A 23922-nucleotide genomic window follows, 5' to 3' on the forward strand; every position below is an offset into this window, starting at 1 on the left:
AGGAGAGATTGGATGCGTTCCATTATCGCCAATATTGAATTATATCCGGTGCTCGTCCCCTACCGTAGAGTGTTTACGCTTGGTAACGGGGCCACCAACAAGACGAATGACGCTGGTAAGCCCGTTCTCTTTGTGAGGATGGAAACGAATGACGGACTGGTTGGTTGGGGGGAGCAACGAGCCGAGCCGAGATGGAGCTACGAGACGATTGAAACGATGGTTGCTGTCATCCAGCATCATCTAGCTCCCTTAGCGATCGGCTTATCCCCCTATGAGGTAAACGTATTCCATAAACGAGCCGAAGAGGCGCTTAGCGTATCCGTATCGAATGGCATGCCATTCGCCAGAGCTGCCATCGACATGGCTTTTCACGATTTGGCAGGCAAAATGGCCGGATTGCCCTTACATGCCCTTCTCGGCGGTGCGATTACCACAGAAGTTCCGCTTTGTTCAGCGATTGGCGTGAACCAGCCTGAGGTCATGGCCGAGCAAGCACGAGAATCCAGTCATTATTCGGCGTATAAGATCAAAATATCCGGTGATGTCAGAGGGGATCTTAAGCGTCTGCAAGCCATACTCAAAGTAGCAGGAAATAAACCACTCTGGCTGGATGCCAACCAATCGTATACGCCGAGTACGATGGTTCAGCTTTTGGAGGCTATCCGAGGATTCCCATCTGTCGTTTGTGTAGAACAACCGGTTAAAAGCTCGGATTGGTCCGGGATGACAGCCATACGCCAACGAAGCCGATTACCAATTGCCATTGATGAGGGCAGTTTCTCAGCCATGGATTTGGCAAAAGTGATTGGGATGGAAGCTGCGGATATGGTTGTTCTTAAAATTTGCAAATCAGCTGGCATTCGCAAATGTATGGAAACAGCTGCAGTCGCTAAAGCGAACGGCATCGAATTGTTAGGCAGCGGTTTGACGGATTGTGGCGTGGCCTTCGCTGCGTCCATTCATATGTTCAGTACGCTTGAGCTAGCGCTTCCGGCTGAATTAAATGGTCCAGAGCTGCTTCAAGATATGCTGGTGAAAGGGCTTGATATCCGCGGAAGTGTCGCGCAGGTTCCAACTGCACCAGGATTAGGTGTTGAACCTGAAGTTGACAAGCTGCGTGAATTACTCGTGAAATCGCTTGGAATTATTAAAATATCGGAATAACATTTAAAGGAGAGATTACCCACCATGTCAAAGAAGCGGTATGCCTTAGTCGGATGCGGAATACGAGCAAAGTTCTTCTATACAGCGATGGTAACTGAATTTAAATCTAACATAGAGCTGGTCGCGATCTGTGATATCAATCAAACACGCATGGATTTTACCAATCGTGTCTTAGTAAATGAATGCGATCATCCTGCTGTTCCTACGTATAAACCGAGTCAATTCGAAGAGATGGTTCGAGCAGAGAAGCCAGATGTTATTTTTGTAACTTCTATCGACCGCACCCATCATACATATATTATCAAAGCGATGGAATTAGGTTGTGACGTTGTTTCTGAAAAGCCGATGACGGTGGATGCTGACAAGTGTCAGGCCATCCTAGATACGGTGAAACGGACGGGAAAACAGCTTCGTGTTGCGTTCAATTATCGATATGCGCCTCAGTTCAGCAAAGTTCGTGAGCTTATTTTGGATGATGTAATCGGAGAAGTAAAGTCTGTCAATTTTGAGTGGCTGCTCGATATTAAACATGGAGCCGATTATTTTCGCAGATGGCATCGAGATAAAAGAAACAGTGGAGGTTTACTCGTTCACAAGTCCACGCATCATTTCGACCTCGTTAATTTCTGGTTGGGGACGAAGCCGAAGACAGTTGCTGCAATGGGTGACTTGAGTTTCTATGGTAGAGAAAACGCGGAAAGACGCGGCGTGGAACAATTCTACCAGCGTTCCTTTGGCAGTGAGAATGCATTGAATGATCCTTTCGCAATTGACCTCGCAGGCAATGACACATTGAAAGCGATGTATTTGGACGCTGAGAAAGAAGATGGTTATCAACGCGATCAAAGTGTATTCGGCGATGGGATCTCCATAGAAGATACGCTTGGAGTCATCGTTCGCTATGAGAATAACGCAATTCTGACCTATTCGCTTAACGCGTACACACCCTGGGAAGGGCTGGTCGTTAGCCTGAACGGAACGAAGGGGAGAATGGAAATTAAATTGATTGTGAAGCACTTGAACAATCCGGATGGAACCCATGCACAGGAATTATCTCGCGAAAGATCAATTACTGTTCATCCGATGTTCGGAAACGCGTTTAAGGTTGATTATGAAGAAGGAGTAGGCGGTCATGGCGGCGGAGACCCGGCTTTACTACATGATATTTTTGTGGAACCAGTGAAAGACAGATTGAATCGTGCGGCTACGCATATAGATGGTGCTATGTCTATTCTGACTGGCATTGCAGGCAATATTTCCATGCAGACGGGTCAATTCGTAAGCGTGGATACATTAGTTCGATTTTAGTCATAGAAAGGCAGGCGTATTGTGCTGAAAATAGGGCTCATAGGCGCAACCGGCCATGTAGGTTATGTGTTGGAAGGATTACGGGAGCAAACAGATGCCTATCTAGCAGGAATTGCTCCTGGTTCGCATGGAGAGGACATGGATAGCCTAAATCGTCGTGCACTACAGTACGGATACATACCGGAGCTTTATCCAAACTATATAGAGATGTTAGATACACTGAAGCCAGATGTCGTAGCCATTGCAAGCCATTTTAATGATCATGCCTCGATAGCTGTGGAAGCCTTACATCGCAATATTCATGTTTTCGTGGAAAAACCGGTGGCTACGACCTTAGCAGATTTGGACAATGTCAAAGTGGCGTATCAGAACTCGCATGCACAGCTGGCGGCGATGTTCGGCATCCGTTATACGTCTTGCTTTTTGACGGTAGAAAAGTTGCTTCAGGAAGGAAGCGTAGGCGAGGTTAGATTGCTTCATGCACAGAAATCATACCGGTTAGGGGAGCGCAATGCGTTATACAAGCGACGTGAAACCTATGGAGGCACGATTCCATGGGTGGGAAGTCATGCCATCGATTGGCTTTATTCATGGAGTGGTGAACGATTCACGTCCGTGTTTGCGTCGCATTCAACGAGAGCCAATCAGCAGCATGGCGAGTTAGAAGCGACTGCCATGTGTCAATTTACATGTACGAATGAAGTTATGGGTTCTCTCACGATTGACTATTTAAGACCGAAGCAGGCTCCGAGTCATGCGGATGATCGTATACGGATCGTAGGTACGCGTGGCATTGTCGAAGTGATGCATAACAAAGTGTATGTAATCAACGAAGGTGCCGAAGGTATTCAAGAAGCACCTTTGCTGCCTTCACAGCCGATCTTTGCCGATTTCTTGCGGCAGGTTCAAGGGCGTGGCAAGTGTTTAATAAGTTCTGAGCAATCGTTTGCGGTGACAGAAGCCTGTCTGAGAGCAAGAATGTCTGCTGATGAAGGACGCGTTGTCTTTTTCTAACTAACACTGGAGAGAGGTGGTTCTATGAAACCTGTAAACGTAGTGCTGGTCGGCATAGGCGGCTATGGCGGCTTTTATGTGAATGCCTTGTTACAAGGCGGCGGCAAATACCCCTATATCCTGAATGGTGTAGTAGACCCTTATCCGGAAAGAAGTCATTATTATGAGAAAATACGTGAATTGAAGATACCGATGTATCCGTCACTTGAGGCATATTATGCGGTTGCAAAGTCGGATTTGGCCGTTATCGCTTCTCCAATTCAATATCATAGTACCCAAACCTGTTTAGCCTTGTCTCAAGGAAGCAACGTGTTATCTGAAAAACCGTTATGTCCAACAATGGAAGAAGCTTTCATGATGATGAAGGCGAGAGATCAAGCCCAGAAATTTGTTGCGATTGGGTACCAGTGGAGTCATAGTCAAGGCATACAGGATCTAAAGCGAGATATCATGTCAGGCGAATTCGGAAAGCCTTTAAGGCTCAAGACGCTCGTGCTATGGCCACGAACAGATTCCTATTATGCCAGAGGTTGGGCAGGCAAAAAGCAAGACGCCAATGGAACGATGATTTTGGATAGCGTAGCCAATAATGCCACAGCGCACTACTTACATAACATGTTCTATGTACTTGGTGAGGGTATCGCTGAGAGCGCATTTCCATCTGTTGTTCGTGCAGAGCTGTACCGTGCGAATTTTATCGACAATTTCGATACCGCTGCGATGAGAGCCTATACGGAGAATGGGGTAGAAGTGTTGTATTACGGGTCCCATGCAGTGAATCAAAGCAAGGGGGCTTTGTTCCGCTACGAATTCGAGCAGGCTGTCATTACGTTTGATGATGGAGAACACAAAAAAGGTTCCCCTATTGTGGCACGCTTTCATAACGGAGAAATCAAAGAATACGAGAATCCCAATCAGCATCCGGCTACAAAGCTATGGATGGCTATAGCGGCAGTGGCAGAGCAAGGTGTACCCGTATGTGGGATTGAGGCTGCCATGTCCCAAACGATGTGTATAAGCGGCATGCAAGCCTCAATGCGTGAGATAGTGGACTTCCCTGAAGCGATCGTCAAGCGTGGGGAGCGGTTCTGGAAGAATGATACGGGCCATTATGTGGAAGGCCTTGTGGAGCAAATGACGCATTGTTATGAACAGGCAATCTTGCCGGCAGAAGCTGGTTATCATTGGGCCAAATCAGGAGAATCTATCCAATTATCGAGGTGACAAATGAAGAACCACGAAGAAATGACGACAGAAAAGGAACGAGCACTCAGAAAACCACCGTATCCGCAAAGCAGCGTGATTCAGAGCCTAGAGTGGGAACCCGCAGATAGCATGATTCGCACGGCAATCGGTGTCGTCTATATGACAGATCCTGTCAAGTATGATGGGAGCGATAATTGGCCAGTGACATGGGCTGACGATGATCGACTCTACACGTTATATGGTGACGGATATGGCTTTGACCCAGTACTTGAAGAGAAACTCGGATTAGGCTTTGCCTATGTAACAGGGAATCCACCGGATGTTCAAGGGATTAATGTTCGCTCTGGATCCGGCGAAAACCAAGGGTATGGCAGACAAGGGAAAAAGGGCAGCGGTGTTCTCATGGTCGACGGCATCTTATATGCGTGGTTATTTCACGCAGATGAGAAAGGGGGACAAGCGCAGTTAACTTGGTCAACCGACCATGCTCAGACCTGGAACTTCAGCGATTGGAAGTTTGAAGCATTTGGTTTATGCGCGTTTATCAATTACGGGAAGAATTACAGTGATGCAAGGGACGATTATGTCTACACGGTCACTCATGATCACCCCAAAGCCGATGTACCTTCAGATCGGATGATTCTTATGCGTGTCCCGAAGGACCGGATAGGTGAAAGAGAAGCCTATGAATTCTTCAAAGCCTTAGATGAGGAGACACCGATTTGGACGAAAGAGATCGAGGAGCGCGGTGCGGTGTTCGAGCATCAAGATGCCTGCCTAAGATCAGGAATCAGCTATAACCGTGCCATACAAAGGTATTTGTGGTGGCAGCACATTCCGAACGCACCTGGCCACAGAGATAGGGGAGACACTCGCTTCTCTGGCGGCTTCGGGGTATATGATGCACCGGAGCCATGGGGCCCCTGGACGACAGCTTATTTTACAGAACAATGGGATATGGGGCCAGGAGAACGAGGAGAATTTCCAACGAAATGGATGAGTCCAGATGGCAAGACTGTCTATTTGGTTTTCTCGGGCGACGATAATTTCTGTGTGAGAAAAGCGGAAATACAGCTATAGCATGACAATAAATAAGGGGCAGAGCGATGTAACCTATTCGCTCTGCCCCTTACCTATTATCCAACTAACGCAGTTATTTTCACTGTTACTTCCGTGCCAACGCCAGGCTCGCTCACCATTTGTAAGCCACATTGCTCACCGAAGGTCAACTTAATCCGTTGGTTCACATTCATAAAGCCAATATGATTCCCCGTAATCCAATTCTTATTGGCTAACTCAGCATTAATCTGTTCGAGCTTATCGGGATCGATTCCGATTCCGTTATCTGCAATTCGAATGACGGCGTGAGCACCCTCCAGAGTGCCGGTAACTGTAATTCTGCCTTCGCCTTCTTTGGGTTTAATGCCATGATAGATGCAATTTTCAATCAGCGGTTGGAGCGTGATTCTAGGAATTTTGTAATCACTCAACTTCTCATCTACCTGCACGACCACTTCAAATTTGCGAGGATACCTTATTTTCTGAATGTCGAGATAATGCATGCAGTACGCGAGTTCCTCTCGAATCGTGACCAAATGACCCTCACCTTCTAAGGAGAAGCGCAGAAGCTGAGAAAGAGAGGTAATCATTTCGGACACCGGATTTTCGTCGCCTGTTAGTCGTAAGGCTTGCCAATTAATCGTTTCCAGTGTGTTATACAGGAAGTGTGGATTAATTTGCGATTGCAGTGCAACAGCATACGCACGATCAAGGAGAGACAGACGATAACGAAGCTCATTCTCCAGTTCTTGCTTTTCTCCATAGGAGCTAAGGATACTTGAGGTAATGTATTTAATTTCATTTACATGCGTTTTCACGGATGGAATCGGGCTGGCTCGCTCCGAATCCTCCAACCAGTCGCCAGGTCGACTAACGACAGACATAATCTGCTTAATTGGAATAAACATGCGCCATGAGACGACTAAGGACAATATTAAGGCTACCGCGATGCTGAATAGGGAAGAAACGAATAAATAATTCCTAATGTACTTGGCTTTATCCTCATATAGCTTCAAAGGCACGACGGAAATAAACCGCCATTTATTGTATTGAGATTTGACATGAGAAATGGACTGCTTGGATTCCTCATTGTAAAAAAAGACGGGTTCATTCGGATTTCCTTCCATCATATTCGAATTCGGGATGATTTCTGAAATCGGATGGTTGATCAAATCGAAATTGTCCTGACCCACGATGATCCCATTGGCATCAATAATATAGAGGTTATCAATGTAATGGTTGTTGGTATTGTGAATGATGCTCATGAACTTTGCGGTATCAATATTCATGATGACACTACCTGTCTTGGTCTGAAGCAAGGGGGCCATCCGAATTAATGTCATCAGCTGACGTACGCTGGCGTCGGAATAATGGGTTTTTGCTTGTCTAGCCAGCGACCAGTCTCTATACGTCAATTTCTTTTCATTGTAGCTGGGCAGCCATCCCAGATCCATAAATTCTTCCAAAGACCATCTTCTTAAGTCAGACGTCCAGATGGACTGATTGTTTTCGGAGTACAAGTACACGGAATCTACAAAATCCTGAATATTGTTGGTGTAATTAAGCTTCGTAAATAGTTTGGCGGTCAGGATACTCGTATCATAGGTCGTTGTCCCGGTGTTTCGCTTTTCCATCAATTGCGCTACGACATCATCGGATGCAAATCGCACGGAGAAATCATCCACCTCACGCATGAGCATATCGACCATATCTCGAATTCGCGAGAGGGAGTTTAAATGTGCGGAGCTGATTTCTTCCGTCACCGTTTTACTGTAAAGATTGTAAATCCCGACACTTAGACCTGTGACTGGAAGTAGGACAAGCGCTAGGATAATTAGAAAGTTTTTGATAAATACACTTTGAAATCGATAGTTTTTCAAGATGAACCATAAGCTTAAGGGATCTCTCATTGTTTATCCTTACTAATCGATTTACGTCTATATTCGGTAGGCGTATACCCAGTTTGCTTTTTAAATATTTTGAAAAAGTACTTCGTATTCTTATACCCTACATTGGAACCAATCTCATAGATTTTATATTGTGGATCTTGCAAATATTCTAAGGCTTTCTGGATACGGGTCTCCGTCACAAAATCAGTAAAATTACTTCCCGTGTACTGTTTGAAGATTCTGCCCAAATAATCTGGACTTAAATACACTTGCGAAGCTGCACTTTCTAAGGAGATATCTTTATTAAAATAGTGGTTCACATAATCCTTGGCTTTCTGAATTGCTGATGGCTCTGTTGCCATATGTTTTTGAAAGTAAGCGTTGATGTCATTCAGAACCGAGAGTCCCCATTGCAGCAATTCATCATAACTATTCAATCGTAGAATGGTCTCATAATAGAAAGGTTTGTTCGTTATTTTATCGATAGGCAAATCCATTTCATTCAATTTGAAGCTAAGAGAGGAGAAGAGTTCAATTAAGAAGTTTTTCACATAATGAGTGGGTAATTTACCTTGATGTACGGTATCCAATAAGATTACATACTGCTCAGACAGTGCTGCGATATTGCCAGCGCCTAGATAGGCGAGGAATTGTTTACGTTGTTCCGCAAGTTGAGGGGTGTTGCGTAAAGACATTTCCGTTACTTCCCGTTCGAACAAATCATCTTCTTTGTTAAAATGTAGAGCACTTTCGCTCATGAGTTGGCGTAAATTCTCAAACAGGCCCACGATGTTTGTATGTGCTTCAACACCTAATAAGGTATGCATACGTTGTAAGACAGTTTGCATATACGACGTGATCGATGCTCGGAAGGATGAGGCATCAGGGTGAGATTGAAGATCTAGCGCAACAAGATCAAGTTCTTGTGCATTCATGAAGATGGGGACATACAGGATACCAGACCCTTCATGACGAATCATTTTTTCGATAGAATCAGCGGAAACGCCAGGAGTTGCAAAGGAGATGCGGGTTAATGCACATCGATGATCGAGGGTATTAGCTTGGACTTCGGTTAGCCGAAGCAGTTTCTCTACCTCAGCCGTATCGGTCAATTTACCTGTCGACAAATCACGAAATAAGTGTTTTCGAATCAGAGGGAGCAATTCATTCTTATGCTTCACGACTTTGGATACCTGTTCGTTCTCCTCTTTTTCCTTGTCCAATCGGAGTTTAACGTCTTGAAATACAGTTCTTATATCACTGAGCTTTGTCGGTTTTAATAAATAATGAATGACATTATAACTCATTGCTTGTTTGACATAATCAAATTCCTTAAAGCCACTAATGAGAACGATTTTGGTCTTGTTGTGATTCTCATGCACATATTTAGCGAGTTCTAGCCCGGAAACATGCGTCATTTTCACATCCGATAGGATGATATCGATCTCCGTTTTCTGCAGCCATTCAACAGCTTGTTTACCATCCTCCAGCTTAGCAACAAGCTGAAATCCGAGGGAAGACCAATCAACTAAATCGCTTAACCCTTCTCTAATGTGTTCCTCATCATCTACAATCATTAGCCGATACACGGAGTTCTCCTCCTTTGAAGGCGATTTACAAGACGGATTCTCTTAAATTTATACTTTCATACGGAACGTTGTCAATGAAGTAGACCAAATAACGGATTTGTACCATTACGCTGATAATCATCCAGCTTGCACCTGTTTTCTATGGGAGGATAGTCCATTTATTTACTTTTTGAGCCTGTTGTGGTAGAGATATAGGTAGAAGCCGCTTGAAGACAGCCTGAAACTTCTCCACGAGTTAATTGAGATGAAAATCGAAAATAGAAGGAAGTATTCAACTATGAATCTAGAAAGCGTGATGCAGGAGCTTGAAGCTCTCGGTAAGGAACGTACAAAGAAAATGTACCTGTCTAACGGTGCGCATGAACCGCTTTTTGGGGTTGCGACAGGCGCTATGAAGCCAATCTTTAAGAAAACTAAAATCAATCAAGCTTTAGCTGATGAGCTCTATGCTACAGGGAACTACGATGCCATGTATTTTGCTGGAATTATCGCAGATCCCAATGCCATGAAGGAAGCAGATTATGAACGTTGGATGGACACCGCTTATTTCTTTATGTTGTCCGATTATGTGGTTGCCGTCACCTTGTCAGAAGCGAATATTGCCCAAGAAGTCGCGGATAAATGGATCGCTAGCAGCAAGGAACTGAGAATGTCGGCGGGCTGGAGCTGCTACTGTTGGTTGTTGGGGAACCGTCCAGACAGCGAATTCTCCGAAAGTAAAATTGCCAACATGCTTGATCTAGTGAAGAGTACGATACATGAAGCTCCAGTGCGGGCTCAGTATGCGATGAATAATTTTATTTACACGGTGGCGGTGTCTTACATACCCATGCACGATAAAGCGGTGGAGATCGCTAAGGCCGTCGGTCCCGTAGAAGTTAATAAAGGAACAAAACAGAGTAAATTCATAAGCGCGGCCGAAAATATTCAAAAAGCCGTAATGAAGGATCGACTTGGTTTTAAACGCAAACATGTAAGATGCTAAACATACTTGTCAATTGGGCAGCCGACCATCCTGGACTCGGCTGTTTTTTGTGTATCAACAACAATAATGTATTTAAAAACGATTGTTTTTTATTGCAAAACGATAATTATTGTGGTAAATTGAACTTAAATTTAAACATAAGTGAGGGACTTTATATGAAACGAGGATCAACACTCTTTTTAAAGATAGCTGTTATTCTGATGGGACTTCCTATTCTGGCGTTGTGCATATTTGTAGTGCCAGAGATTGCAAACTACGCAGTTGAGTTGTATCCGGATCACACCTATCTCAAATATTTATGGATGGGTGATCTATATGCAACGGCCATACCTTTTTACTTTGCACTCTATCAAACATTCAAGCTTTTGAGTTATATTGATAAGAATAAAGCTTTCTCGGATTTATCTGTCGACGTGTTAAAGAAGATTAAAGTCTGTGCGGTTATTATCAGCGGCTTGTACGTACTCGGTTTGCCGCTCTTCTATCTGGTAGCAGAGAGAGATGATTCCCCAGGATTAATTCTCATCGCACTTGTCATCAGTTTTGCATCCATGGTCATTGCTGTTTTTGCTGCAGTACTCCAAAAGCTTTTAAAAGAAGCGATTGATATAAAATCAGAGAATGATTTGACGGTCTGAGGTGAGAAACATGGCGATAATAATTAATATTGATGTGATGTTGGCTAAAAGAAAAATGAGCGTAACCGAACTTTCCGAGAAAGTTGGCATTACAATGGCTAACCTTTCTATCTTAAAAAATGCAAAAGCAAAAGCGATTCGTTTATCGACGTTAGAGGCGATTTGTAAAGCGTTAGATTGTCAGCCGGGAGATATTTTGGAATACAAGAGCGAGTAGGATATATGTATCGTAAAAAGCAAGGAGCAGCTGCATCGCAGTTCTGCTCCTGCTTGTGTTTACATAGGAAGGGAAAGGTGAGTTTATGCAGCTAATTAAAAGAATAACCGATAGTGATCTGCTTGGTGGTGATCCTGCATGTATGCAAACCATCTCCCGTTACGGTTCAAGAGGTGTTGTCGTAGATAACAAGTTGAACGTTATGATGATGTATATGTCCAAAACAAACCTGTACAAGCTACCTGGGGGAGGCGTAGATGAGCGTGAAGATGCGAAGGAAGCATTTCTACGTGAAATCCGAGAAGAGACAGGTTATGAAGCAGAAATCCTGCAAGAACTAGGTTATATCGAGGAGCATAAGAACCGAAACGATTTCATGCAACTTTCGTACTGCTACATTGCCAAAGCACAACAAAAAGTTAGTAATACCATGCTTACAGATGACGAAATTGAGCTAGGTATGGAAGTGAGATGGATGACACTCAATATGGCCTTACAAGTAATGAAGGATTCGATTCAAAAGTCGACGGATTATTCGACTACTTTTATGTTTTTGCGTGATAAGGAAATTTTGGAAAAAGCAGTGCTCGTACTAACATCTGCCCCCCGCGGCAGTCTATTTATTTAATTAATTCAATTCTCCATTTGGGGAAGCATCAGTTCATTAGTTTTCTGACATATTCTTTTGGCGTACAGCCGTTGTATCGTTTGAAAAGCTCATAAAAATGCGCCATATTCTCAATGCCAACGGAGGCGGCGATGTCGGTGATGATTTCAGTTTTCGTGATGAGCAGCTTCTCTGCCTTCTGGATGCGTTGTCTGTTCACGTAATCTGTAAATGAAAGACCAACCGATTTCTTGAAAAATTTTGAAAAGTAGGTGTAACTCATCCCGGCTAGCCGGCTAACCTCTTCCATTTCAATTTTTTCATGAAGATGAGCTTCCACGTAAGCAAGTATGGGTTCCATTACAGTGGCATCGACATAGTCGAACGATTGAAGCAACTCGTGACGGTCATACCGTAGAAGTGTAAGTAGCAAATGTTTGATGTGCATACTCATAGCAATTTCGTAGCCTTTGATTTTGTTCATCATTTCGGTATGAATATCGATAATCGTTCGGCCGATTTCTTGCTTGGCTTGCTCATTTTCCGAGAACATATAATTGAGATCTTCAAGTGGTCTAACCATCTCCGAAAAATGACGATAATACATCATCATTGCCGGATCGAAATAGGGTTGCAGGTCTACATGCAGCACGATATAAACGAGTAAGTCATCATCCGGTTTATGACTCAGATGAAGTTGATTGGAACCAATTAATACGACATCTCCTTGCTTGAGCACGTACTCGTTATTCGGTGTTCGGAGACTAAGAATGCCTTCTTGTACAATAATGAACTCAATCTCTTTATGATAGTGCCATTGAGAGCCGAATGGCGCTTTCGGGTTGTCATTGGTGAATTGCCATACTTTCATGCATAAATGCTCATTTTGGTAATAAATGGGTTCTTTGAATGTGTTCATGGAGAAGATCACCCTGTCTATAACGGCAAATTTGGATATAAATTAGACAAACACCGTTATTTTGGTATCGAAGTCGAAAAGATATGATAACTATAAGTAGTATACAACATATAAAGGAGCGAGTGAGATATGAAAGTTGCTGTTATCGGCTGCGGTGGAATGGGACAATGGCATGCTCTGAGCTATATGAAAATGTCTGGCGTAGAGCTAGTTGGCGTCTGCGATAACGTTCTATCATTTGCTGAAGAGGTTGCTAAAAAAACAGGAACGAATGCCTTTGAATCTTTTGAAGAGATGGTTGCAGCTGTCGATTTTGACGTAGTCAGTGTAGCTGTACCCTCTTATTTGCATAAAGAGCTCGTGTGTCAAGCTGCGAAAGCAGGGAAGCATGTGATCTGTGAGAAACCTATTGCCCTTGCCTTAGAAGATGCGAAAGAGATGATTCGCTGTTGTGAGGAAAATGATGTGAGACTATTCGTAGGACATGTCGTGCGCTTTTTCCCTGAGTATAGTCAAATGAAGAAACAAATCGACGCTGGTGAGATTGGAAAAGTCGGTGTTGTGAATGCAAGACGTGTCGGCAGTCATCCTGGGAATGCAAGACCTTGGTTCAAAGATGCGGACAAAAGCGGTGGTGTTATCGTTGATTTAATGATTCATGACATTGATTTCATGCGATGGACCTTAGGTGAAGTGAAATCGGTATATGGTATGAACAAATGTGATGCTGATATGGATTATGCGCTTGTTACGTTAGTATTTGAAAGTGGTGCCGTAGCCAATTTGGAAGCTTTCTGGGGATATCCTGGTTCCTTCCGCTATGCAGCTGAATTCGCTGGTTCGCAAGGATTAGTTCGAACGGATAGTATGGACGCACAATCCCTGCAAATTCGCAAAGTGGCCTCCGAGGAGAATCAAGGCAAGGTTGTGGAAATCCCACAAAGCCCGAATTTCAATGATCCATACTATATTGAATTGGAACATTTCCTGAACAGCATTCGTTATGGAACGGAACCTATCGTAACGGCACATGACGCTGTAAAAGCATTGGAAATTGCAAATGCGGCGCTAACGTCCATTCGTACAGGTAAATCTGTGCTGCTCTAATTATCGACATTCATTTGAGAGGAGAAACATCATGAAAACGTTACGAGTAGGAATGATAAGTTTCGCGCATGGACATGCATTTAGCTATTTTAATCATTTGGCTCAATCGCCTGAGGTTAGTATCATCGGCATCGCTGAAGAAGATCGAAATCGTGTTGCAGCAATCGTGGAGCAGCACAGTATTCCCTATTATGCGAATTACCAAGACCTATTAGCTCAGGATATAGATGCCGTTATCATTTGCTCCGAGAACGTACATCATGCCAAACTGGTTTTCGCTGCTGCCCAAGCGAAAAAGCATGTCCTTTGCGAGAAGCCACTGGGTACGACTATGGAAGAAATGGAAGCCATGATAGCTGCTTGTAAAGAAAATGGTGTACAGCTCATGACCGCCTTCCCATGCCGATATTTAGCAGCCGTCGTGAGAGCAAAAGAAGCGATTGATCGTGGAGATATTGGTGACATTGTTGCAATTAAAGGGACGAATCACGGGGGGAACCCAGGTGGTTGGTTTATTAATAAAGATCTTTCTGGTGGTGGAGCTGTACTTGATCATACAGTCCATGTGATGGATTTGATGAATTGGTTTTTACAATCCAAGGTCAAAGAAGTGTATGCCTATGGGGCAACACTTTTCAGAGAAGAACTCGAAGTTGAAGATGCTGGCATGGTTCATGTGAAGTTTGAGAATGGCGTGTTTGCAGTATTGGATACAAGTTGGTCGCGACCGAAATCGTTTCCTACTTGGGGCGATGTGACGATGGAGATTGTCGGTACCAAAGGTGTTATCTCGGTCGATGGTTTCGCTCAGAAGAACGACTTATACCGAAACTCCTTAGGTAAAGGTGTTTATTCGTTCTGGGGCGATGATATGGACGCCTATATGATGCGAGATTTCGTCAAAGCATTGCTGCACAATGAGCAAGTGCCTGTCACGGGGGAAGATGGCTTGAAAGCAACAGAAGTCGCACTTCTTGCATACGAATCCATTAAACGAGGACAGCCGGTAGCTTTGTAATTAAAAAAATAGTGGCAGCCGTACATGGGGAAAACTTGTGTACGGTTTTTGCTATTACGAACAAGACTTTATAACGACCATGACTGAAATCAAAGAGAATTACGCATTTTGCAATTTACTTTGCAGCATACAGCTCCTAGAATAACTGTACAGGAGAGCGGTTCTGGTCACTCAATGACGTATTGGAGCCAGCCGAAATCAAAAAACAACTGCAGCAGTTTGCTGTTGGTGGATTTGGAGGAGCGTATCTCCATAGCCGGACTGGTCTATTGACGGAATATCTGGGAGACTACTGGTGGGCTGCCATCCAGGCTGCTTGTGAAGAATGTGAAGCGTTGGGGATAGAGGCATGGTTTTATGATGAAGAGAAATGGCCTTCTGTTTCGCAGGTGGGATTGTGCCTACCATCAACTCAGATTACCATAAGGTCTAGAAATATGCGCAACGCATATCAGCTATGCGGACCTGGTCAATCGGATCGAGAGCGTCATTGAGCAACATCACATTTGGAGTTGTAAGTATGTAGGAATTGGTGGATTGCCTAACGAATATAAAGGTAGCGGAGAAGGTTACGCGGCATTTGGCAGCGAGTTGCGGAAATCGGTGAGGGGAATATGAATTTTGCAGGGATCTTAGCGGCTTGCCGAGAAATTGGCGTGGAGTGGGGAGCGGTGGAGCAGGATTTCTGCTGGAATCGGAACATTTGATAGCATGACGATCAGTTTTGAGCGATTGAAGTCGCTTGGCATTGACATATAACAGAGACGAATCTTGACATCAACCTAATGGATACACGAGGAGGTTAAGGCCATTTTGATGAAGCGAAAATGGTTTGGAACCAAAACGTATTTTGCAAGAATGGTACTGTGGATTAGCGCGGCGGTGCTGCTGCTAGTCCTTGTTCTTTCTCTGGTTGAATATATAAGTACGCAGAAGCTGCTGCTTCGGAATGAGTCTACGTCCAATCAGAAAATTTTGTACCAGATCGAATACAATATGGACGTGATGGATGAATCGATTCAAAACCTTAGTAAATTTTTATTCGTCAACGGTGATGTCGCTTCAATTATGTATGCCAAAACGGAGAATATGGCAGACGTTGCCACGCGATTGAATAACATTGTAACTTCTCTGGTGACAGCGAATCCCTATATCCATTCGGTCAGTATTTATAATCGCAATCTAGATCAATTTTATAACGTCGGCAGCTCTATTTTCTTTAAAGATCCATTTGTAGATGGATTTTATAATGCCAATCAAATGCTGCCAGTGTTGAAACCCGTCATTCGAAATATCCAAAATCTAGTAAATGGGAAAACAGTGCCTGAGCGGGTATTCTCGTATTTTATTTATAGTTCATCCATTAATAGCGCGAAGCCGGACGGGGTTGTAGTCGTCAATGTCAAACCAGCATGGCTCATTAACAATATCGTAAAGATTAATTCCATTGATCCTAAAAAGGGCGATCGGGTCTATGTGCTGGATGATGCTGGTGAATTCCTTGAAAGTAACAACGAGCAAGTCGACTATAAAATGTGGTTGAAGAATGAATATATGAATTATGCCACATCGCATGTGGGTGCTCAAAAGAACGGGTTTTTCGAAAGCAAGTATGAGGGGGCAAAACTTTACATAACGTATGTGATTGAGAAAGAAACGGGCTTAACTCTGATCAAAACGCAGCCTGTTAATCAGGTGTTTCAATCCATTGAGCGGTTGAAAACAACAATCGTTCTCATAACACTAATCTTTGTTGTTCTTGCATTAATTCTGTCATTTAGCATTTCACGCAGCATTTATAAGCCATTCGATAAATTGGTTCATTCGGTTATGTCGGATCGCATGCGTCGTTCACATTTGGAAGAGGTTGACACGATCGATGAACTCAGTTATCTCGGAACGGTGTATAAACAATCCATGGTGAAGCTTGAACATTTTAATCAAGAGAAGTTTCGTTATCAAAATGTGATGAAAAACTATTGGTTGAATCGTATTATGAGTGATGGTTTAACACTAAGCAATGAAGAACTAAAGCCGATCTTTGCAGAAATGCGCATTTCGCTCCCCTTGGCAGGACCGTATGCTCTGATCCTTATGAAAATAGACAAATACAAGGATTTTAAACAAAACATCCATGCCAAGGATCAAGAAACCATCCGTTATGCCATCAGTAACATCGCCTCTGAAATCGTAGGTCGGACATATTCGAATGAAGGACTAGACATGATGGATGATCAAGTGGTGTTAATTGTACGGATTCCTGATGAGGAGCATGCTTACTCGGACGCCATTCATACTTTGATGCAAGAAGTTCAGGACCATGTGTATCGGTATTTTAAAGTGACCCTATCTTGCATGGTGAGCGACACAGTTGATGCATTGAACGCACTCGCTGACTTGTATAATCAATCGTTGAACCAAGCGATGTACAGGTTTATTTTTGGGCATTCCAGTATAATTACGTCCGAGATGATCAAACGAAATAGTGAAAATAAGCAAATGAGCTATGATCGCAACTTGGAGGAGACATTCCTACAAGCGTTGAAAGCAGGTAATGCTTCATTAACAGGGGAACATTTGCAACAAATTTTCAACGAGATTGGTGCTTTAAGCTATAATAATGCACTGGTTTCGGTCATTCGTTTCGTGGACGCTGTCAAGGATTCGCTTACGGAATCGAAGTTTGCCGCAACGTCGAATCTGTCAACATCGATCTCAGCAATAAGTCGTAGTCTGCTTGAGAAGGAAACGATCTCTGAGATTCGTGACTTACTTCAGGCTTCGCTGCAGGATGCCATGGTGAACGACAGTACGGATAAGCATAATGAACATAATTATTACATTGTCGATGCTGTAAAAGAGTACATTCACTTGCACTATCGTGATCTCTCGCTCAATTTACCGTCCATCGCTGCAACGATGAAAATATCCGCCAGACAGCTTAGCAAAATATTCCGAGAATCCATGGATATCTCCATTCCAGACTACATTAATAAATTACGGATGGAAAAAGCGGCCGAACTGTTGGTCGATCAACAAATCAGCGTGCGTGAAATAGTGGAGCAGGTCGGTTTTGTGAATGAAAGCTATTTCTTCAGCTTATTTAAGAAAAGGTTCCATGTGACGCCACGTGAATACGCGCTGCAGAAGAAGACGGTCAAGTTGTATCAGGGGGAGTAGGGGATCGTCGCTAAGGGAATAACTAACCAGTAGATTATTTTAGTAAATTATGGTATATTTACACCTGCTACAAAACTTACATATGGTTGTGAAGCACACGCCGCTTTTCCAAGTTCAGCTCATGCTGGCTAGGGATGCGGTTTATTTATTTCCAGGGGGCATCGTTTATGAAAATATCGTTTATCAGCTTATTTAATACTTTTGTAGAAAAACATCTTAAGTTACGCACAGGTGAACGACACCGTCGACTCCATGAAGGACTTGGACACGCAGAGAAACTGTTTCTTGAGAAAGTTTGGTTTCCTGCATTTGGTCATTTTGAGTTTCTCCATCCTGAGTATGAAGTAAAGGATTTCCGCGATGGAACACGTTTCATCGACTTCGCATTCATACGGCAATCCCTCAAACTTGCCATTGAAATTGATGGCTTTACAACTCATGTACATTTAAGCCGTTCTCAATTTGCTGACCAGCTAATCCGCCAGAACCACCTCATCCTAGATGGTTGGAAAATACTACGTTTTACCTATGACGATATTAAAGATCGCCCACGTATGTGTATACAAATTCTCCAACAATTCATGGGTCGATTCCTTGATGTTGTTGATGCAGTATCTATTGACATGAATGCTTTTGAGAAAGAAATTATTCGCTCCGCTCTATCTAATGATTCAGCAATCAAACCATTACACGTTAGTAAACTGCTAAATATCAGTATTCGGAAGTCACGTAACTTACTCAAAAACATGTGTTTAAAATCCCTTCTCCAGCCTGCGAGTAAAGGAACATCCTGTGTACGTATTTACAAATTACATGATCATGCGTTGTCTATGTGGGAAGCGAATAATCATGTGATTTGAAGTCACAAATTGTAATTAACTTTCGAGCGAGCAGTTTTCGGCGTCTCAGAGTGAATTTGAGGAAGTTGCACTTTTGAGAGTGCTGTTTTCGACCGCTCACGCTGGAGTTTCGTCTCTTAGACTAGTTTGTTTAGCTGAGCGAGCAGTTTTCGGCGTCTCAGAGTGAGTAAGTGGATGATGCGCTACTGAGCCTGCAATTTTCGACCGCTCACGCTGGAGTTTCGTCTCAAAAGTGTTAAATAGGGGACAGTGGCAGTGTGTGTGTTCCAAAAACAAGACTTTTACTCCAATTACAGTCTGTAAATGGAGCTCTTTTTGCACGATTTTGAAGAGTTATTCCTATGTTGCAATATACAATCGCTTCGTTTTTAACTACGATTTGGTTGTGAAGCTCGATATGGCAACCAAGTAGGAGGTGAGAACGAATGGAAAGAGCATTGAAGATTTTCAGGAAAAATAGCGGGCTTACCTTATTGGCTTTGCCGGGGCTCATACTCATTATTATTTTGGATTATGTGCCATTGTATGGATTACTTTTGCCATTTAAGCAGTATCAATTCGATCTGGGGATTTGGAATAGCCCTTGGGTAGGATTTCGAAACTTTGATTTCTTGTTTAATGGAAACGTACTTTTTCGTGTATTAAGAAATACGATCCTCTATAATTTGATATTTATCGTGCTAGGGACCATTTTCGCTGTTGGCTTTGCGCTATTGCTGTTTGAACTAAACCGTAAATTTGTCAAAGTGTATCAGACGATTATGTTTATTCCCTACTTTATTTCCTGGGTAGTAGCAGGGTTTGCTTTTAAAGCGTTGCTCGATATGGATTATGGCGTATTCAACCAAGTTCTTACGGCTTTGGGCAAGGAACCGATTATGTGGTACAACGAACCCAAGTACTGGCCAGTCCTCATTGTGGCTGCAGCTGTGTGGAAGGGGTTAGGTTACGGATCCGTCATTTACTACGCAGCGCTAATGGGTATTGATGCGGAATATTTCGAAGCAGCTAAGATCGACGGCGCAAGCCGGCTGCGTCAGGTCATCTCCATTTCAATCCCGATGCTCAAACCGATGATCATTATGTTAATGATTCTTCATATCGGAAGCATGTTCTACAGTGATTTTGGATTGTTCTACAATGTGACGTTAAACTCGACGTTACTCTATCCGACTACGGACGTTATCGATACATTCGTCTACAGATCATTGATTGATATGGGGGATATCGGCATGTCATCGGCTGCGGGATTTTTCCAATCCATTGTCGGCTTCGTATTGGTTCTAATGACGAACTTCATCGTTCGCCGAGTCAATTCGGAAAATGCGCTTTTCTAAGGAGTATGAGCTATGAGCAAACCTATGGCATTACGAAACACGAATACAGTGACACAAATATGGATTCATGCCATTTTTATCGCGGTCTGTGTGGCTTGTCTGTATCCCTTTCTCGTTATTGTGGCAACTTCGTTTCAATCGGAGAGCGGTATTGTTCAGAACGGTTACACGATCATTCCCAAAGAAATTAATCTAGACGCCTATCGAGTGATTCTGGTGGAACCCAAGCAATTGTTAAATTCGTATGCCGTTACAATTATAACTACCTTGGTTGGAACAATTGTCGGTCTGTGGGTGACGACTTCCTATGCCTTTGCGATCTCACGGCATGACTATGCGTACCGAGGAATTCTGGCTTTTCTCATCTTTTTCACGATGCTATTTAAGGGAGGGCTCGTTCCATCCTATATTCTGATTTCCAAATGGTTAGGTCTTCAAAACAACATACTGGCTCTAATTGTGCCGTACTTAATCAGTGGATGGTTTGTGCTGCTTATGAAAGGATTCTTGCAAGCGCTACCGAATGCGCTCTTCGAGTCAGCCAAAATGGATGGAGCGGGCGAGACGCGAATTTTCATTCAACTCGTACTGCCATTATCTTTACCTGCACTTGCAACCGTAGGACTGTTCTTCGTTCTACAGTATTGGAACGACTGGTGGCTGACGTTGCTCTACGTTGATAACAAGGATATGTTGAAGCTTCAATATTTGCTAATTCGTGTTTTGAAGAATATGGAATTCTTAAATAGTGCAGAAGCCATTCAATATGGACTCGTGAAGCCTGGTATGGAAGTCCCGTCGCTCAGCGCTCGGATGGCGATGTGTGTGCTTGCAGCAGGACCCATGCTTGTGGTATTTCCCTTTTTTCAAAGATTCTTCGTCCGAGGACTGACCGTTGGTTCGGTGAAGGGGTAGTATCCCAGTTACTGTGAATGTGCTCTTGCGCAGTAACTGTTTCATATAGCATGATAATAGTATGGACGAAGATACGGGAGGGACTTAAAAATGAGTCAACGAAATGCTAGAAAATTCAAAGTGTTAGGAACGACCTTACCTTTTGTATTGACGATACCTGTTATGTTAAGCGCTTGCAGCAGCTCGACTTCCACTTCCACTTCAAGTCCAAACGGTACGACAGCGCCTGCAACAACTGCACAGGCTACAGCGAAAGCTGCGGAACCTACGAAGGAATTTGTTAACCTTACTTGGTATATGCGCAGCCCGATCAATAGCGAAACGGATCAAGAAGCCGTAGAAGCCGTAGCGAATAAGATGTTAAAAGAAAGCATTAATGCGAGCTTGCATTTTAATTTCATTGACAATGCGAGCTGGGAACAGAAGATGAGCTTAATGAACTCAACGGGCACCAAATATGATATCGCTTTCTCAACTTCAGGTTCAAATAAATTTATGAACAATGTGAAGATGGGTTCAATTCTGCCATTGGATGATCTTTTGAATAAATATGGACCCGACATTAAGAAAAAGGTTGATCCACGTGCATGGTCAGCCGTAACGTTTGATGGGAAAATTTATGCCATCCCTGGCCAAACTCCTTATTCAGATGCACATAGTTGGGTATTCAAAAAGGATATTGCAGAGAAATACAAATTTGACACAACCAAAATTACAACGTTGCAAAGTATTGAACCTTACTTAGAGCTCATCAAGAAAAATGAGCCAAACATGACACCGCTTTTGGTAACAGGGAATGTGGCAGCCATCGGAACGAATTTGTATCACTACTCCAATCTAGGTGGGAATGTCTTCTTTGATGAGAGATCAGGTAAACTGGTCAATCCACTTGAGGCGGAAGACAATGTAGGCGTTTATCGTACAATGAACGATTTCTATAAAAAAGGCTATGTCGCGAAAGATGCTGCGATCAAAACAGATTTCATTGCTGAAGCCAAATCTGGAAAATACGCTGTCCTTGAAGATTCAGGCGGTTATACAGCAGATGGCTCCAAATCAACAGCACTGTTCGGCTATCCAACGCTTGAAACGAAATACGGTCAAACCTTAATTACAACAAGTGCTATTACGAGTGCAATGGCCGTTATTAGTAAAACGTCAGAGCATCCTGATCGTGCCATTATGCTTCTGAATGAGATATGGAAGAATCCGACGTTGTCCAACACATTGGCGTATGGCGTTGAAGGTAAAAACTACACCGTGAAGTCTGGCGCAGGAACACCGCAAATGTCCGTTACTGCCAAATCTGGTGCTGAGCAAACGTGGGCCATCTGGCACAATTGGCTTGGACCACTGTGGGATCAATGGGATTCCAACTGGAACTCCACAGCCGCTCTGAAAGTGATGCAAGATAACAACACGAACGCAACGGCGTCCAAAATTGTTGGCTTCACCTTTAACCCAGATCCGGTTAAAGCAGAAATTGCACAGGTGAGCGCAGTTGCCAAAGAGGTAAATCCCGTACTCATCACAGGTTCTATGAATGATTTCGATGCTTTCATTGCGCAAGCGAAGAAAAAGTACGTCGATGCGGGTTATGACAAAGTAATGGTGGAAATGCAGAAACAGTTGGATGAATGGAAAACCATCAACAAAAAGTAGGTGAAGAAGACAAAACAACGGCCGGTCTGGGTTTCATTTTGAAGCTCACATCGGCCGTATCTATGAACACATGATGGGGAGGTATAAATTGTGAGAATGCCTATGAAATGGGTTGTGCAACTCTACGAAAGTGAATTAATTTTACATGCAGGAGGGGAACGTATTGGAACAAGTTGAGAAATCCACTGTGCAAACAGGGATTAAGCCCATTCGAGTTGGTATTGCTGGGTTAGGGCGTGCGGGGTGGAACGCCCATTATGGTGAATTGAAACATAAGCCTGAGCAGTTTATCGTGACGGCAGTGACAGATCCGATCGCACTACGCCGGCAAATCGCGGAAGAACATGGGATTCGCGCCTATGAGACGATTGAAGAGATGGTGCAAGATCCGGATATCGAATTAGTGGATATTGCGACTCGCTCCAGCGACCATTACGCTCATGGGATGCTCGCGTTAGCTGCTGGCAAGGATATTCAGATTGAAAAGCCATTTGCTCAAACCTATGAGGAAGCACTCGAGCTAAGCAAGGCTGCGGAAGCTTATGGCAGACGTATTTTCATCCGTCATAACCGTCGGTTTGATGCGGATTTCTTGCATGTGTGCGAAATTATCGCAAGCGGCATGCTTGGCAATGTCTATCAGATTCGGCTCACTCGGCATAACTATCAGCGTCGTGCGGATTGGCAGACGATTAAAGCCTTTGGCGGCGGGCAGTTGCTTAATTGGGGACCGCACATTATTGATCACGGGCTACAGCTGTTGGAAAGCCCTGTGAAGCAAGTGTGGAGCGACCTGAAGCATGTCGTGGCCGCGGGGGATGCGGAAGATCACTTGAAAATTATTTTGAGGGGGGAAAACGGTCGCATCGTGGATTTGGAAATAAGTGGCGGGATCGCGATCAACTCGCCTACTTATATAGTGTATGGAACCAGAGGAGCTCTTTCACTGACCGACAATGATATTCATCTTCGCTACTTGGATCCTAACGTGCCGCTCGCTACATTGGAAGTTAATCCAGGAACACCTGGTGAGGCATTTGGCAAAACGGGTACGTATGAATCCGGCGAACAGCTGGTTTGGATAGAGGAGCGAATACCAGTGAAACCGGAGAAAACCTTCAACATTTGGGATGAGTTGTATGCCTCCTATAGGTTGAATCACCCTTTTCAAATTCGGATGGAAGAGGCGCTTGAAGTCGTTCGCATCATCGACGAAGTGAAGAAAGGCACAATCTTTCAATAAACTAC

At 43.6% G+C, this 23922-nt stretch carries 21 protein-coding genes; 18 read left to right on the plus strand and 3 right to left on the minus strand.

What is annotated here, in order from left to right; all coding sequences use genetic code 11:
- Nucleotides 1–12: 12 nt before the first annotated feature.
- Genes J2736_RS06245 through J2736_RS06265 form a run of 5 tightly spaced genes read left to right on the plus strand, consistent with a single transcriptional unit; the run spans nt 13 to nt 5772 of the window.
- Nucleotides 13–1164, plus strand: a complete 1152-nt coding sequence (locus J2736_RS06245) for a mandelate racemase/muconate lactonizing enzyme family protein (RefSeq protein WP_310224446.1) — start codon at nt 13–15, stop codon at nt 1162–1164.
- A gap of 24 nt (nt 1165–1188) precedes the next feature.
- Nucleotides 1189–2472 carry a Gfo/Idh/MocA family oxidoreductase gene (locus J2736_RS06250; protein WP_310224448.1) on the plus strand — a complete coding sequence of 428 codons (1284 nt, stop codon included), beginning with the start codon at nt 1189–1191 and terminating at the stop codon, nt 2470–2472.
- A 21-nt stretch (nt 2473–2493) separates the two neighbouring features.
- On the plus strand, nt 2494–3486 hold the full coding sequence (locus J2736_RS06255; protein WP_310224450.1) for a Gfo/Idh/MocA family protein: 993 nt from the start codon (nt 2494–2496) through the stop codon (nt 3484–3486).
- Nucleotides 3487–3510: 24 nt separating this feature from the next.
- Nucleotides 3511–4710 (plus strand): Gfo/Idh/MocA family protein, encoded by a 1200-nt coding sequence (locus tag J2736_RS06260; protein ID WP_310224452.1) that lies wholly within the window; start codon nt 3511–3513, stop codon nt 4708–4710.
- 3 nt (nt 4711–4713) lie between these two features.
- The gene (locus J2736_RS06265; protein ID WP_310224454.1) at nt 4714–5772 is read left to right on the plus strand and encodes a hypothetical protein; all 1059 of its coding nucleotides are present in this window, start codon (nt 4714–4716) and stop codon (nt 5770–5772) included.
- 56 nt (nt 5773–5828) lie between these two features.
- Here the strand turns inward: J2736_RS06265 and J2736_RS06270 are convergent, their stop codons facing one another.
- On the minus strand, nt 5829–7631 hold the full coding sequence (locus J2736_RS06270) for a sensor histidine kinase (RefSeq protein WP_310224456.1): 1803 nt from the start codon (nt 7629–7631) through the stop codon (nt 5829–5831).
- A gap of 26 nt (nt 7632–7657) precedes the next feature.
- Entirely contained in the window at nt 7658–9229 is a 1572-nt protein-coding gene (locus J2736_RS06275; protein ID WP_310224458.1) for a response regulator transcription factor, read from the minus strand.
- A 277-nt stretch (nt 9230–9506) separates the two neighbouring features.
- Between J2736_RS06275 and J2736_RS06280 the strand changes: the two genes are divergently transcribed.
- The 4 genes from J2736_RS06280 to J2736_RS06295 all read left to right on the plus strand — a co-directional run bounded on the left by J2736_RS06280 (nt 9507) and on the right by J2736_RS06295 (nt 11697).
- Nucleotides 9507–10214: a DNA alkylation repair protein gene (locus J2736_RS06280; protein ID WP_310224460.1), complete on the plus strand. Its 708-nt coding sequence runs from the start codon at nt 9507–9509 to the stop codon at nt 10212–10214.
- A 155-nt stretch (nt 10215–10369) separates the two neighbouring features.
- Nucleotides 10370–10852 (plus strand): DUF2975 domain-containing protein, encoded by a 483-nt coding sequence (locus J2736_RS06285; RefSeq protein ID WP_310224463.1) that lies wholly within the window; start codon nt 10370–10372, stop codon nt 10850–10852.
- Nucleotides 10853–10862: 10 nt separating this feature from the next.
- Complete coding sequence (locus J2736_RS06290) at nt 10863–11069, plus strand: helix-turn-helix domain-containing protein (protein WP_310224465.1); 207 nt, start codon at nt 10863–10865, stop codon at nt 11067–11069.
- Between the two features lie 85 nt (nt 11070–11154).
- On the plus strand, nt 11155–11697 hold the full coding sequence (locus J2736_RS06295; RefSeq protein WP_310224467.1) for an NUDIX hydrolase: 543 nt from the start codon (nt 11155–11157) through the stop codon (nt 11695–11697).
- Between the two features lie 28 nt (nt 11698–11725).
- Here the strand turns inward: J2736_RS06295 and J2736_RS06300 are convergent, their stop codons facing one another.
- Nucleotides 11726–12595, minus strand: coding sequence for an AraC family transcriptional regulator (locus tag J2736_RS06300; RefSeq protein WP_310224469.1), 870 nt, complete (start codon nt 12593–12595; stop codon nt 11726–11728).
- Nucleotides 12596–12724: 129 nt separating this feature from the next.
- Between J2736_RS06300 and J2736_RS06305 the strand changes: the two genes are divergently transcribed.
- The 9 genes from J2736_RS06305 (at nt 12725) to J2736_RS06345 (ending at nt 23917) form a co-directional block, all read left to right on the plus strand.
- The gene (locus tag J2736_RS06305; protein ID WP_310224471.1) at nt 12725–13702 is read left to right on the plus strand and encodes a Gfo/Idh/MocA family protein; all 978 of its coding nucleotides are present in this window, start codon (nt 12725–12727) and stop codon (nt 13700–13702) included.
- 31 nt (nt 13703–13733) lie between these two features.
- Nucleotides 13734–14720, plus strand: coding sequence for a Gfo/Idh/MocA family protein (locus J2736_RS06310; protein WP_310224473.1), 987 nt, complete (start codon nt 13734–13736; stop codon nt 14718–14720).
- Between the two features lie 816 nt (nt 14721–15536).
- On the plus strand, nt 15537–17900 hold the full coding sequence (locus tag J2736_RS06315) for an AraC family transcriptional regulator (protein WP_310225240.1): 2364 nt from the start codon (nt 15537–15539) through the stop codon (nt 17898–17900).
- Between the two features lie 49 nt (nt 17901–17949).
- Nucleotides 17950–18096, plus strand: coding sequence for a hypothetical protein (locus J2736_RS06320; protein WP_310224474.1), 147 nt, complete (start codon nt 17950–17952; stop codon nt 18094–18096).
- Entirely contained in the window at nt 18068–18760 is a 693-nt protein-coding gene (locus tag J2736_RS06325; RefSeq protein ID WP_310224475.1) for an endonuclease domain-containing protein, read from the plus strand. Before J2736_RS06320 ends, J2736_RS06325 begins: the two co-directional genes overlap by 29 nt.
- 425 nt (nt 18761–19185) lie before the next feature.
- Nucleotides 19186–20097 carry an ABC transporter permease gene (locus J2736_RS06330; RefSeq protein ID WP_310224477.1) on the plus strand — a complete coding sequence of 304 codons (912 nt, stop codon included), beginning with the start codon at nt 19186–19188 and terminating at the stop codon, nt 20095–20097.
- 12 nt (nt 20098–20109) lie between these two features.
- The gene (locus J2736_RS06335) at nt 20110–21012 is read left to right on the plus strand and encodes a carbohydrate ABC transporter permease (RefSeq protein ID WP_310224479.1); all 903 of its coding nucleotides are present in this window, start codon (nt 20110–20112) and stop codon (nt 21010–21012) included.
- Nucleotides 21013–21102: 90 nt separating this feature from the next.
- A complete protein-coding gene (locus J2736_RS06340) occupies nt 21103–22674 on the plus strand; it encodes a DUF3502 domain-containing protein (protein WP_310224481.1) in 1572 nt (523 codons plus the stop codon).
- 163 nt (nt 22675–22837) lie between these two features.
- The gene (locus J2736_RS06345) at nt 22838–23917 is read left to right on the plus strand and encodes a Gfo/Idh/MocA family protein (protein WP_310224483.1); all 1080 of its coding nucleotides are present in this window, start codon (nt 22838–22840) and stop codon (nt 23915–23917) included.
- Nucleotides 23918–23922: the final 5 nt, after the last annotated feature.

Source organism: Paenibacillus qinlingensis (assembly GCF_031455095.1).
GTDB classification, from domain to species: Bacteria; Bacillota; Bacilli; order Paenibacillales; family NBRC-103111; genus Paenibacillus_E; species Paenibacillus_E qinlingensis_A.

What these genes read in the sequence shown, in the direction of transcription:
- J2736_RS06245 (WP_310224446.1), top strand. Translation starts at nt 13, where the DNA reads ATGCGTTCCATTATCGCCAATATTGAATTATATCCGGTGCTCGTCCCC.
- J2736_RS06250 (WP_310224448.1), top strand. Translation starts at nt 1,189, where the DNA reads ATGTCAAAGAAGCGGTATGCCTTAGTCGGATGCGGAATACGAGCAAAG.
- J2736_RS06260 (WP_310224452.1), top strand. Translation starts at nt 3,511, where the DNA reads ATGAAACCTGTAAACGTAGTGCTGGTCGGCATAGGCGGCTATGGCGGC.
- J2736_RS06265 (WP_310224454.1), top strand. Translation starts at nt 4,714, where the DNA reads ATGAAGAACCACGAAGAAATGACGACAGAAAAGGAACGAGCACTCAGA.
- J2736_RS06280 (WP_310224460.1), top strand. Translation starts at nt 9,507, where the DNA reads ATGAATCTAGAAAGCGTGATGCAGGAGCTTGAAGCTCTCGGTAAGGAA.
- J2736_RS06285 (WP_310224463.1), top strand. Translation starts at nt 10,370, where the DNA reads ATGAAACGAGGATCAACACTCTTTTTAAAGATAGCTGTTATTCTGATG.
- J2736_RS06290 (WP_310224465.1), top strand. Translation starts at nt 10,863, where the DNA reads ATGGCGATAATAATTAATATTGATGTGATGTTGGCTAAAAGAAAAATG.
- J2736_RS06295 (WP_310224467.1), top strand. Translation starts at nt 11,155, where the DNA reads ATGCAGCTAATTAAAAGAATAACCGATAGTGATCTGCTTGGTGGTGAT.
- J2736_RS06300 (WP_310224469.1), bottom strand. Translation starts at nt 12,595, where the DNA reads ATGAACACATTCAAAGAACCCATTTATTACCAAAATGAGCATTTATGC.
- J2736_RS06305 (WP_310224471.1), top strand. Translation starts at nt 12,725, where the DNA reads ATGAAAGTTGCTGTTATCGGCTGCGGTGGAATGGGACAATGGCATGCT.
- J2736_RS06310 (WP_310224473.1), top strand. Translation starts at nt 13,734, where the DNA reads ATGAAAACGTTACGAGTAGGAATGATAAGTTTCGCGCATGGACATGCA.
- J2736_RS06315 (WP_310225240.1), top strand. Translation starts at nt 15,537, where the DNA reads ATGAAGCGAAAATGGTTTGGAACCAAAACGTATTTTGCAAGAATGGTA.
- J2736_RS06320 (WP_310224474.1), top strand. Translation starts at nt 17,950, where the DNA reads ATGGTATATTTACACCTGCTACAAAACTTACATATGGTTGTGAAGCAC.
- J2736_RS06325 (WP_310224475.1), top strand. Translation starts at nt 18,068, where the DNA reads ATGAAAATATCGTTTATCAGCTTATTTAATACTTTTGTAGAAAAACAT.
- J2736_RS06330 (WP_310224477.1), top strand. Translation starts at nt 19,186, where the DNA reads ATGGAAAGAGCATTGAAGATTTTCAGGAAAAATAGCGGGCTTACCTTA.
- J2736_RS06335 (WP_310224479.1), top strand. Translation starts at nt 20,110, where the DNA reads ATGAGCAAACCTATGGCATTACGAAACACGAATACAGTGACACAAATA.
- J2736_RS06340 (WP_310224481.1), top strand. Translation starts at nt 21,103, where the DNA reads ATGAGTCAACGAAATGCTAGAAAATTCAAAGTGTTAGGAACGACCTTA.